Here is a 10,149-nt window from a genome sequence, read left to right as displayed (position 1 = left end):
AGGCAAAGGGTCTTTACCGCCTTTTTACCCTTCTTAGACGTAACAAGAAGTTGGAAATTTAGAAACGACAACGGCCTGCAGATGGCAGGCCGTTGTGTGATACGCGCAAATTACTTCAGTGCGGCGATGGCGGCCGCGTAGTTCGGCTCATCAGCGATCTCGCCGACCAGCTCGCTGTGCAGCACCTTGTCATGCTCATCCAGCACCACCACGGCGCGGGCGGAGACGCCGGCCAGCGGGCCGTTGGCGATGGCCACGCCGTAGTCCTTGAGGAACTCGGCGCCACGCATGGTGGACAGATTGATCACGTTCTCCAGGCCTTCGGCACCGCAGAAACGCGCCTGGGCGAACGGCAGATCGGCGGAGATGCACAGCACCACGGTGTTGGCCAGTTTGCTGGCCTCGGCGTTGAACTTGCGTACCGAGGTGGCGCAGGTCGGGGTGTCCACGCTCGGGAAGATGTTCAGTACCTTGCGCTTGCCGGCCAGGCTGGCGAGGCTGACATCGGACAGGTCCTTGGCCACCAGCTTGAATGCCGGGGCCTGCTGACCGGCTTGCGGCAGCTGGCCGTCGACCTGAATCGGGGTGCCCTTGAGGGTTACTTGAGCCATTGCGAGTCCTTCTTTGGTTGAGTTACATACGGTCTAGCGAGCTAGAGCCAGGCTAGACGGGAAAGGGCCGAGGGCGCGGAGTTTACTGATAGTAAATGAGCACCCGAGGCCCTTTTCCAACGACGCCTGGCCGACGCGCAGCAGACCGTCAGGCGCTTGCCTGCTGCGCGGGCTGCGGATTGGGGTGGAAGAATACATGTTCGCGGATCGGTCCGACCGCCACTTCGCCGATTTCTTCGTAACCCTGGCGCTTGTAGAACTCCAGGTAGTGGGGGTTGCCGGTGTCCAGCACCACGCCTTGCGAGCCGGCATCCTCGGCGCACCATTCATGCAGCGCGGCGAGCAGTTGTTCGCCGAGCTTCTGGCCCTGGAACTGAGGGTGCACGCCGAGCAGCGGCAGCACGTGGTACGGCCCCGGCGGCAGGCAGGCGAGCACGGCATCGTGGTATTCCAGATAGCGCTTGGTGCAGCGGAAGCCGGTGGTCATCAGCATGCGTAGACGCCAGCCCCAGCTTTCGGTGATGCCCAGCCGGCGGATCGGCGGGGCGATCAGCGCGATGCCCACCAGGCGTTCCTCGATCAGCAGGCCGATGGCCGGCAGATCCTCGGCGAAATGCTGCTGTACCAGCTCGCGCACGGTGGCCCGCACGCGCTGGTCGAAGCCAGGGCGCTCGCTCTCGAACAGGTAGGCGAAGGTCGGATCGTGGCGGTAGGCGTGGTACAGCAGCGAGCGGGCCTCACGGCTGTAGCCATGATCGAGCAGGCGGACTTCGGCGGTACGGTGGGGCATCGGGCTGACCTCTTGTTGGGAGTTTCTTGTTGTTATGCATCCGACGGGTCGCCAGCCAAGGTAGCACCGCCGCCCCACCCTCGCCAGACGCTGGCCGCCGCGCGGGAGCTGGGCTAGCATCGCGGTTTTCCCTGTCGGTAGCCCTCCATGAAGATCGTTTCCTTCAATATCAACGGCCTGCGCGCCCGCCCGCACCAGTTGCAGGCGCTGATCGAGAAACACCAGCCGGACGTGATCGGCCTGCAGGAAACCAAGGTCTCCGACGACCAGTTCCCCGAAGCGGAAATCCGCCAGCTCGGCTACCACGTGCACTACCACGGGCAGAAGGGCCACTACGGCGTCGCCCTGCTCTCGCGCCAGGCACCGCTGGAACTGCACAAGGGCTTCCCCAACGATGGCGAGGAATCCCAGCGACGCTTCATCTACGGCACCTTCGCCGACCGGCACGGCAACCCGGTCACGGTGATGAACGGCTACTTCCCCCAGGGCGAGAGCCGCGACCATCCGGTGAAATTCCCGGCCAAGCAGCGCTTCTATGCCGACCTGCAGCAACTGCTGGTGGAACGCTTCGACCCGGCCCAGGCGCTGGTGGTGATGGGCGACATCAATATCTCCCCGGAAGACATCGACATCGGCATCGGCGAGCCCAATCGCCTGCGCTGGCTGAAGACCGGCAAGTGCAGCTTCCTGCCGGAAGAGCGCGAGTGGCTGGCCACCCTCAAGGGCTGGGGCCTGACGGACAGCTTCCGTCACCTCAACCCGGCGGTGAATGACCGCTTCAGCTGGTTCGACTACCGCAGCCGCGGCTTCGAGGACGAACCCAAGCGCGGCCTGCGCATCGACGTGATCCTGGCCACCGCGGCCCTGCAGGCGCGCTTCAAGGACGGCGGCATCGACTACGACCTGCGCGGCATGGAGAAGCCCTCGGACCACGCGCCGATCTGGCTGGAACTGAGCTGATCTGTCGCGCCCGAACCAGGCCACCAGCAAGGTGGCCTTTTTTATGCCCAGCCCGCATGCCAGAGCGGCGCACTGTAACCTGACTGCAACTTAACCGACTTATTCTGCGCGCACTTTCCCAGCCTCCTAGAAGGTGTCTGCTACATGTCGCGCGCCCTGCCAGTCAGTGATCGGCACAACCTCGGCCATGTCTACGCATGGCTGTTCCTCGGCTTCATCTGCTACGCCCTGCCCTGGTCGGTCTTCGCCGCCGACGGCACCACCCTGATACGCATCCAGGGCTCCAACACCATCGGCGCCAAGCTCGGCCCGGCACTGGTCAGCGGGCTGTACGAAAGCCAGGGCTTTGCCAATGTGCGTATCGAGAAAGGCGCGGAGAACGAGCAGCGCGTGCTGGCCGAGGACAAGCTGGGCCGCACCCTGCAGGTGAACGTGGCCGCCCACGGCTCGGGCACCGGCTTCGTCGCCCTGCAGGACGGCAGCGCCGACCTGGCCGCCTCCTCGCGGCCGATCAAGGATGCCGAGGCCACGACCCTGCAGCCCCTTGGCGATATGCGCGGTGCCAGCGCCGAGCAAGTGATCGCCATCGATGGCCTGGCCATCATCGTCCATCCGGGCAACCCGGTCGGCGCGCTGACCACCGAACAGCTTGCCGCCGTGTTCGCCGGCGAGATCAAGGACTGGAGCGCGCTGGGCGGCAACCCCGGGGCAATCCAGCTGTACGCCCGCGACGACAAGTCGGGCACCTTCGATACCTTCAAGGAGCTGGTCCTGGCCGCCCACGGCAAGAGCCTGGGCAGCGCCAAGCGCTTCGAGTCCAGCGACCAGCTGTCCGACGGCGTCAGCCAGGACCCCGGCGGCATCGGTTTCATCGGCCTGCCCTACGTGCGCCAGAGCAAACCGCTGGCGATAGCCGACGGCCAGTCGCAGCCGATGCTGCCGAGCGCCACGCTGATCGCCACCGAGGATTACCCGCTGTCGCGCCGGCTGTTTCTGTACAACCCGCCGGGTACAACCAACGAGTGGGTGCAGTCGCTGGTGCAGTTCGCCCATAGCCCGGCGGGACAAGCCATCGTGGCCAAGACCGGCTTCATTCCGCAGACCGTGCAGGCGGTCAAGGTCGAAGCCTCTGCGCAGATGCCGGCGGACTACCGCAAGCTGGCCGACGAGGCCCAGCGCCTGTCGGTCAACTTCCGCTTCCAGGAAGGCAGCGCCGAGCTGGACAACAAGGCGCAACGCGACATCGACCGGCTGCTGGACTACCTCAAGGCCAACGACAAGCTGCGCCAGAAGGTGGTACTGGTCGGCTTCGGCGATGCCAAGAGCGATCCGCAGCGCGCCGCCCTGCTGTCCAAGCTGCGCGCCATGGCGGTGCGCCGTGACCTGTCCAAGGGCGGCGTGATCTTCCGTGAGATCACCGGCCTCGGCGAGCAGATGCCGGTGGCGGCCAACAGCGCTGAAGACGGGCGCCTGAAGAACCGCCGCGTTGAGGTGTGGGTATATTGAGCAACGCATTCCCCCTCTCCCATTGGGAGAGGGCTGGGGTGAGGGACTGACAGGCAGAGCGCCCTCACCTTCCCTACGGGCACCCTCTCCCGCTGGAAGGAAACATTCAGGAACTTTCGCCGAGTTGCTGCCCCGAACCACTGGACTAGCCTTGTTCCTGACGGCTGCATGCGCAGCCTTCAGTGACGCCGGGCCCCTCTGGCGGCGAACCCTCGCCGCGATGTCGGAGTCACTGTCTGACTGACAGCGACGGAGGGGCCGATGGGCCAGCTACTCGAATTCCTCAATACCCCCATGCTCGGCACCGCCACCTGGCTGTGGCTGAGCTTCCTCGGCATCGTCGTCGCTCTGCTGGTGCTGGACCTGGGCATCCTGCATCGCGACCAGCACGAGATCGAGATGCGCGAGAGCCTGCTGCTGTACAGCGGCTACTTCAGCGTCGGCGTGCTGTTCGGCCTGTGGGTCTGGTACGAGCTGGGCGCCCAGAGCGCCCTGGAGTTCTACACCGGCTTCCTGGTGGAGCAATCGCTGTCGATGGACAACGTGTTCGTCATGGCGATGATCTTCGGTTTCTTCGGCATTCCCCGGCGCTACCAGCACCGGGTGCTGTTCTGGGGCATCATCGGGGTGATCGTGCTGCGGGCGATCATGATCGGCCTGGGCACGGCACTGGTGCAGGAGTTCGACTGGATCCTCTATATCTTTGGCGCCTTCCTGCTGTTCACCGGGGTGAAGATGATGTTCAGCCGCGAGGAGCAGCATCCCGACCTGTCGCAGAACCCCATGCTGCGTTTCCTGCGTCGGCACATGCGGGTCACCGACGAGCTGCACGGCGGGCACTTCTTCATCCGCAAGCGTCCGGAAGGCGCCAGCAAACACCTGCTCTACGCCACGCCGCTGTTCCTCGCCCTGGTGCTGATCGAGCTGGCCGACCTGGTGTTTGCCGTGGACAGCGTGCCGGCGGTGTTCGCCATTACCCAGGACCCGTTCATCGTCTACACCTCGAACATCTTCGCCATCCTCGGCCTGCGCTCGCTGTACTTCGCCCTGGCCGCACTGATGCACCGCTTCATCTATCTCAAGTACGCCCTGGCGCTGGTGCTGATCTTCATCGGCGGCAAGATCTTCCTGCACGGTTTCATCGGCAAGATTCCCGCCCTGCTCTCGCTCGGCGTAACCTTTGGCCTGTTGGCCGGCGGTGTGCTGCTGTCGCTGCTGAAGACCCGCAACCAGGAGACCGGGCCCTGATGCCTGATGTGCGTATCGAGCTGCGTGAAAGCAAAGGCCGCACCCTGTGGCTGGTATGCCTGGGACGCAGGACCCTGACCTTCCATGAGGAACTGGCGGCGCGCACCTTCGCCGCCCAACTGCACCAGCGCTTCAGCTGGTTGCGCCAGCAGTGGCGCGATGAGGGTGGCGACGAGCACTGAGGTGGGCTGCCGCTGCGCGGCGAGGCCACCCTACAAGCGCAACGAATAAATCGCTACAAACGACAAGGCCCGCTTATGCGGGCCTTGTGCATTGCAGCGGCTATGAATCAGCGGCTGGCTTTCATCGCTTCACGCGGCACGTACTTGCCGATCTCGAACTTGCCGATGGCGGCGCGGTGTACCTCGTCCGGGCCGTCGGCCAGGCGCAGGGTGCGCTGCATGGCGTAGAAGTAGGCCAGCGGGGTGTCGTTGGAGACACCGGCGCCGCCATGGATCTGGATGGCGCGGTCGATCACGTTGAGCGCGACGTTGGGCGCCACCACCTTGATCTGCGCGATCTCACTCTGCGCCACCTTGTTGCCCACGGTGTCCATCATGTACGCGGCGTTTAGGGTCAGCAGGCGGGCCTGGTTGATCTCGATGCGCGAGTTGGCGATGTGGTCGATGTTGCCCCCCAGGCGGGCCAGCGGCTTGCCGAAGGCGGTGCGGCTGACGGCGCGCTTGCACATCAGTTCCAGCGCGCGCTCGGCCATGCCGATGGAACGCATGCAGTGGTGGATGCGGCCCGGTCCGAGGCGACCCTGGGCGATCTCGAAGCCGCGGCCCTCGCCGAGCAGCACGTTCTCATAGGGCACGCGCACGTTCTCGAACACCACTTCGGCGTGGCCATGCGGGGCGTCGTCGTAGCCGAACACCGGTAGCGGACGGAGGATTTTCACGCCGGGGGTGTCGCTCGGCACCAGGATCATCGAGTGTTGCTGGTGGCGCGGCGCGTCCGGGTTGGTCAGGCCCATGAAGATCATGATCTTGCAGCGCGGGTCGCAGGCGCCGGAGGTCCACCATTTGCGGCCGTTGATCACCCACTCGTCGCCGTCACGCACGGCGTTGGCCTGCATATTGGTGGCGTCCGAGGAGGCCACGCCCGGCTCGGTCATGGCGAAGGCGGAGCGGATCTCGCCGGACAGCAGCGGCTCAAGCCACTGCTTCTTCTGCGCCTCGGTGGCGTAGCGCACCAGGGTCTCCATGTTGCCGGTGTCCGGCGCCGAGCAGTTGAACGGCTCGGAGCCCATCAGCGAGCGGCCCATGATCTCGGCCAGCGGCGCGTATTCCATGTTGGTCAGGCCGGCGCCGTACTCGGATTCCGGCAGGAACAGGTTCCACAGTCCCTCGGCTTTAGCCTTGGCCTTGAGCTCTTCCATGATCGCGGTCGGCTGCCAGCGGTCGCCTTCGTTGACCTGCTGCTCGAACACGGCTTCGTTCGGGTAGACGTGGGCTTCCATGAACGCGGTGACGCGCTCACGCAGTTCCTGGACCTTGGGGGAGTAGGCGAAATCCATGGGGACACCTTGTGGTTGGCTTCGATGTGGAAATGATGCTAGAACAGCACCCACGATTTATCTAAGCTATTTTCCTGCCTTATCAACATTCATAAGCAATATATGATGAGGCTCGATCCCGCGGAGAGAGACCATGAACTTGAACAAGGTAGACCTCAACCTCTTCATCGTCTTCGATGCCATCTATACCGAGGCCAACCTGACCCGCGCCGGACAGATCGTCGGCATCACCCAGCCCGCCGTGTCCAACGCCCTGGCGCGCCTGCGCGAGACCTTCAACGATCCGCTGTTCGTGCGTACCGCCCAGGGCATGGTGCCCACGCCGATGGCGCAGAACATCATCGGCCCGGTACGCAACGCCCTGCAGCTGCTGCGCGTATCGGTGCAGGAAAGCCGCACCTTCGACGCCAAGCAGGCGAACAAGACCTACCGCATCAGCATGACCGACCTCTCCGAGCAGATTCTCCTGCCGGCGCTGTTCCAGCGCCTGCGCCGCCTGGCTCCGGCGGTGCAGATCGAGAGCTTCCAGTCCAAGCGCCGCGAGACCACCAAGGAACTGGCCGCCGGCCGCCTGGACTTCGCCGTGGACGCGGTACTCAATACCGACCCGCAGGTGCGCCACGTCAAGCTGATGGAAGACCGCTACGTCTGCGCCCTGCGCCCGGGCCATGCGCTGGCCAAGGACAAGATCAGCCTAGACGAATACCTGTCGCTGACCCATATCCAGATCTCCAGCCGCCGCAGCGGCCTCGGCTACATCGACCTGTCACTGGGCAAGATGGGCCTGCAACGCAAGGTGGCCCTGCGCTCGCAGCATTACCTGATGGCCTCCACCGTGCTGCACAACACCGACATGGCGATGACCGTGCCCGAGCGCTTCGCCCGTCGCCACAACCTGCATTACGTGGAGCTGCCGGTGAGCGACGTGCCGGCCCTGGAAACCCACCTGTACTGGCACGAGAGCACCGACCAGGACCCGGCCAACCGCTGGATGCGCGAGCAGCTGATCGAGCTGGCCCAGCAGATCGGCGTCCAGGAGAAGAAGGCCGCCGAGCAGGCCTGAAAAAAACGAAGGGGCCGAACGGCCCCTTCTTCACGGATAAACGGCGCCTTCGAGGGAACCGGCCAGCTGGCCGGAGGTGGAACGAGTCCACCCAGCGCAAGGGGGAGTAGTCGTTACAGGCTGCGCGCGATCACCATCCGCTGCACATCGCTGGTGCCCTCGTAGATCTGGCACACGCGCACGTCGCGGTAGATGCGCTCCACCGGGAAGTCCTTGAGGTAGCCATAGCCGCCCAGGGTCTGGATCGCCGCCGAGCAGACCCTCTCCGCCATCTCCGAGGCAAACAGCTTGGCCATCGAGGCCTCGGTCAAACACGGCTGGCCGGCTTCACGCAGCGCTGCGGCGTGATGCACCATCTGCCGCGCCACGGCGATCTGGGTGGCCATGTCGGCCAGGCGGAAAGCCACGGCCTGATGCTCGATGATCGCTTTACCGAAGGTCTTGCGCTCATGGGCGTAGTCGCGGGCCGCCTCGAACGCGGCGCGGGCCATTCCCACCGACTGGGCGGCGATGCCGATGCGTCCGCCTTCAAGGTTGCTCAGGGCGATGCGGTAGCCCTCACCCTCCTCACCCAAACGCAACGACGCCGGAATGCGCACCTCGTCGAGCTGGATCTGGCAGGTGTCGGAGGCATGCTGGCCGAGCTTGTCTTCGACCCGCACCACCGAGTAGCCGGGGGTATCGGTCGGCACGATAAAGGCGCTGATGCCCTTCTTGCCGGCTTGCGGATCGGTCACGGCGAACACGATCACCATCCCGGCGTGGCTGCCGGAGGTGATGAACTGCTTGGCGCCGTTCAACACGTAGTGGTCACCGTCGCGCCGCGCGCGGGTACGCAGATCGCTGGCGTCCGAGCCGGCCTGCGGCTCGGTCAGGGCGAAGGCGCCGAGCATGGCGCCGCTGGCCAGGGGCTGGAGGAAGCGCCGCTTCTGCTCGTCGCTGCCGAACTTCAGAATGGGCATGCAGCCCACCGAGTTGTGCACGCTCATGATGGTGGAGCAGGCGCCGTCGCCGGCGGCTATCTCTTCCAGAGCCATGGCGTAGGCCAGGTGGCCGGTGGCTGCACCACCCCACTCCTCTGGCACCAGCATACCGAGGAAGCCGAGGTCGGCCATTTCCTTCAGCGCCTCGGCGGGGAAGCGGTGCTCGCGGTCCCAGTCGGCGGCAAAGGGTTTCAGGCGCTCCTGGGCAAACTGGCGGGCCATGTCGCGGATCAGGATGTCCTGTTCGCTGGGTAGCATCTGGCTCGTCTCCTCAATTGATCAGTTCGATGGCCAGCGCGGTGGCCTCGCCGCCGCCAATGCACACGGCCGCCAGGCCGCGCTTGAGGCCGTATTGGCGCAGGGCGGACAGCAGGGTCACCAGAATGCGCGCGCCGGAGGCGCCGATCGGGTGGCCCAGGGCGCAGGCGCCGCCATGCACGTTGAGCTTGTCGTGAGGGATGCCGAGGTCGCGCATGGCGACCATGGGCACCACGGCGAAGGCCTCGTTGATCTCGAACAGGTCGACCTCGCCCAGCGACCAGCCGGTGCTGGCCAGCAGGCGCTGGATGGCGCCAACCGGCGCAGTGGTGAACAGGTTCGGCGCCTGGGCCGCCGAGGCGTGCCCGGCGATCCGTGCCAGCGGGGTCAGGCCACGGCGCTCGGCCTCGGACTGGCGCATCAGCAGCAGCGCGGCGGCACCATCGGAGATCGAGCTGGCGTTGGCCGCCGTCACCGTGCCGCCCTCGCGGAAGGCCGGCTTGAGGGTCGGGATCTTGTCCGGGCGCGCCTTGGGCGGCTGTTCGTCCTGGCTGATGGTGACCAGCTCGCGGCCGGCTTTCGCCTGCACCGGCACGATCTCCTCGGCGAAGCGGCCCTCGGCGATGGCGCGCTGGGCGCGGGTCAGCGAGGCGATGGCAAACTCGTCCTGCTGCTCGCGGCTGAAGCCGTAGCTCTGCGCGCAGTCCTCGGCGAAGGTGCCCATCAGCCGGCCCTTGTCGTAGGCGTCTTCCAGGCCGTCGAGGAACATATGGTCGAGCACCTTGCCGTGGCCCATGCGGTAGCCGGCGCGGGCGCGCTCCAGCAGGTAAGGCGCGCCCGACATGCTCTCCATGCCGCCGGCCAGCACCACCCGGGCGCCGCCGGCCAGCAGCAGGTCATGGCCGAACATGGCGGCCTTCATGCCGGAGCCGCACATCTTGTTCACCGTGGAGCAGACCACCGACTGCGGCAGCCCAGCGCCGAGCACCGCCTGGCGCGCCGGGGCCTGACCCTGACCGGCCTGCAGCACGCAGCCCATGATCGCCTCGTCCACCGCATCACCGGCCACGCCGGCACGCTCGAGCGTGGCGCGAATGGCGGCGGCGCCCAGCTGGGCGGCCGTCAGATCCTTGAAGTCGCCGAGGAAGCCACCCATGGGCGTGCGCGCAGCGCCGACTATCACCACCGGATCGTTGTGCATGCTCGTGCCC

The 10,149-nt window shown here is 65.8% G+C and carries 10 protein-coding genes; 5 read left to right on the top strand and 5 right to left on the bottom strand.

The window, feature by feature from the left end; genetic code table 11:
- Positions 1-110 precede the first annotated feature (110 nt).
- The gene (gene tpx, locus OH686_RS00900; RefSeq protein ID WP_137973236.1) at positions 111-611 is read right to left on the bottom strand and encodes a thiol peroxidase; all 501 of its coding nucleotides are present in this window, start codon (positions 609-611) and stop codon (positions 111-113) included.
- Between the two features lie 148 nt (positions 612-759).
- A complete protein-coding gene (locus tag OH686_RS00895) occupies positions 760-1,401 on the bottom strand; it encodes a GNAT family N-acetyltransferase (RefSeq protein ID WP_137973237.1) in 642 nt (213 codons plus the stop codon).
- Positions 1,402-1,548: 147 nt separating this feature from the next.
- Between OH686_RS00895 and xthA the strand changes: the two genes are divergently transcribed.
- The 4 genes from xthA to OH686_RS00875 all read left to right on the top strand — a co-directional run bounded on the left by xthA (position 1,549) and on the right by OH686_RS00875 (position 5,297).
- Positions 1,549-2,361 (top strand): exodeoxyribonuclease III, encoded by an 813-nt coding sequence (gene xthA, locus OH686_RS00890; RefSeq protein WP_289535770.1) that lies wholly within the window; start codon positions 1,549-1,551, stop codon positions 2,359-2,361.
- Positions 2,362-2,505: 144 nt separating this feature from the next.
- On the top strand, positions 2,506-3,867 hold the full coding sequence (locus OH686_RS00885) for a substrate-binding domain-containing protein (protein ID WP_289535768.1): 1,362 nt from the start codon (positions 2,506-2,508) through the stop codon (positions 3,865-3,867).
- A 261-nt stretch (positions 3,868-4,128) separates the two neighbouring features.
- On the top strand, positions 4,129-5,115 hold the full coding sequence (locus OH686_RS00880) for a TerC family protein (RefSeq protein ID WP_289535766.1): 987 nt from the start codon (positions 4,129-4,131) through the stop codon (positions 5,113-5,115).
- On the top strand, positions 5,115-5,297 hold the full coding sequence (locus tag OH686_RS00875) for a hypothetical protein (protein WP_289535764.1): 183 nt from the start codon (positions 5,115-5,117) through the stop codon (positions 5,295-5,297). The genes OH686_RS00880 and OH686_RS00875 overlap by 1 nt, the downstream gene beginning before the upstream one ends.
- A gap of 107 nt (positions 5,298-5,404) precedes the next feature.
- Here OH686_RS00875 and OH686_RS00870 read toward each other — a convergent pair whose 3' ends face one another.
- Positions 5,405-6,634 (bottom strand): acyl-CoA dehydrogenase, encoded by a 1,230-nt coding sequence (locus tag OH686_RS00870; RefSeq protein WP_289535762.1) that lies wholly within the window; start codon positions 6,632-6,634, stop codon positions 5,405-5,407.
- Between the two features lie 133 nt (positions 6,635-6,767).
- Here OH686_RS00870 and OH686_RS00865 point away from each other — a divergent pair, with 133 nt between their 5' ends.
- The gene (locus tag OH686_RS00865; RefSeq protein WP_137973243.1) at positions 6,768-7,697 is read left to right on the top strand and encodes a LysR family transcriptional regulator; all 930 of its coding nucleotides are present in this window, start codon (positions 6,768-6,770) and stop codon (positions 7,695-7,697) included.
- Positions 7,698-7,810: 113 nt separating this feature from the next.
- On the opposite strand, the gene OH686_RS00860 is transcribed toward OH686_RS00865, so the two are convergent.
- Together OH686_RS00860 and OH686_RS00855 are read right to left on the bottom strand one after the other, a co-directional pair.
- Complete coding sequence (locus OH686_RS00860; protein WP_289535760.1) at positions 7,811-8,938, bottom strand: acyl-CoA dehydrogenase family protein; 1,128 nt, start codon at positions 8,936-8,938, stop codon at positions 7,811-7,813.
- A 13-nt stretch (positions 8,939-8,951) separates the two neighbouring features.
- Positions 8,952-10,139, bottom strand: coding sequence for an acetyl-CoA C-acyltransferase (locus tag OH686_RS00855; RefSeq protein WP_289535758.1), 1,188 nt, complete (start codon positions 10,137-10,139; stop codon positions 8,952-8,954).
- Positions 10,140-10,149: the final 10 nt, after the last annotated feature.

Origin of the sequence: Pseudomonas sp. SO81, from assembly GCF_030374125.1 — a bacterium.
Classification (GTDB): domain Bacteria; phylum Pseudomonadota; class Gammaproteobacteria; order Pseudomonadales; family Pseudomonadaceae; genus Aquipseudomonas.
The sequence above is the reverse complement of the archived record's forward strand: the minus strand, read 5'-3'. Positions and strand labels throughout refer to the sequence as shown.

Bases quoted from the DNA above. Each gene is read 5' to 3' on its own strand.
- OH686_RS00895 (WP_137973237.1), bottom strand. From the start codon at position 1,401: ATGCCCCACCGTACCGCCGAAGTCCGCCTGCTCGATCATGGCTACAGC.
- OH686_RS00875 (WP_289535764.1), top strand. From the start codon at position 5,115: ATGCCTGATGTGCGTATCGAGCTGCGTGAAAGCAAAGGCCGCACCCTG.
- OH686_RS00880 (WP_289535766.1), top strand. From the start codon at position 4,129: ATGGGCCAGCTACTCGAATTCCTCAATACCCCCATGCTCGGCACCGCC.
- xthA (WP_289535770.1), top strand. From the start codon at position 1,549: ATGAAGATCGTTTCCTTCAATATCAACGGCCTGCGCGCCCGCCCGCAC.
- tpx (WP_137973236.1), bottom strand. From the start codon at position 611: ATGGCTCAAGTAACCCTCAAGGGCACCCCGATTCAGGTCGACGGCCAG.
- OH686_RS00855 (WP_289535758.1), bottom strand. From the start codon at position 10,139: ATGCACAACGATCCGGTGGTGATAGTCGGCGCTGCGCGCACGCCCATG.
- OH686_RS00865 (WP_137973243.1), top strand. From the start codon at position 6,768: ATGAACTTGAACAAGGTAGACCTCAACCTCTTCATCGTCTTCGATGCC.
- OH686_RS00870 (WP_289535762.1), bottom strand. From the start codon at position 6,634: ATGGATTTCGCCTACTCCCCCAAGGTCCAGGAACTGCGTGAGCGCGTC.
- OH686_RS00860 (WP_289535760.1), bottom strand. From the start codon at position 8,938: ATGCTACCCAGCGAACAGGACATCCTGATCCGCGACATGGCCCGCCAG.
- OH686_RS00885 (WP_289535768.1), top strand. From the start codon at position 2,506: ATGTCGCGCGCCCTGCCAGTCAGTGATCGGCACAACCTCGGCCATGTC.